This is a genomic window from Pseudomonas sp. YNh, assembly GCF_037993085.1.
GTDB lineage: Bacteria > Pseudomonadota > Gammaproteobacteria > Pseudomonadales > Pseudomonadaceae > Aquipseudomonas > Aquipseudomonas putida.
The window spans coordinates 1-548 of the sequence record NZ_JBBMRJ010000093.1; the positions used below are offsets into that span (position 1 = coordinate 1).

Genomic DNA, 548 nt, shown 5'->3' on the forward strand with positions numbered 1-548 from the left:
GGCACCCGGCTCACCACGGCCGCTCAGTGCCAGGCCATCAGCGCCGACCACGATATTGCTCACGGCGCCAGGTGGCGTGATATCCGGGGCATCGAACTGCAGCGGTGCCGAGGTGTTGCCTGCGGCATCCACCAGACGCACGTCCAAGGCTTCGCCATTGGCCTGCGCAGGGTTCAGGGTCAAGCTGAACAGGCCATCGGCGCCAACAGTGCCAGTGCCGATGAGAGTGCCTGCGGCATCACGCACCTGGACGGTGGCGCCCGGCTCGCCGCGACCGGTGAAGGTCACGCCGTCGGCCAGGGCCAGTTCAGTCGGTTGAGCAGGCGGCAGCAGGTCGGCTGAGGTCACCGAGCCCGGCTGGGAAACATTACCGGCGGCATCGGTCAGGGTGACTTGCAGGGTGCTGCCGTCGTTCACGGCAGGGGCCAGGGCGATGACGAAGGTGCCATCCGCGCCAACGGTACCCGTCGCGAGGATGTTGCCTGCGGCGTCACGCACCTGCACGGTGGTGCCGGCTTCGCCACGGCCGCTCAGTTGGCTGCCGGCCA

The 548-nt window shown here is 68.6% G+C and carries 1 protein-coding gene; it reads right to left on the bottom strand.

Annotation, left to right across the window (positions count from 1 at the left end; all coding sequences use genetic code 11):
- Positions 1-548: Ig-like domain-containing protein (locus WF331_RS29190; RefSeq protein WP_340623574.1), on the bottom strand; the 548-nt coding region annotated here is incomplete at both ends.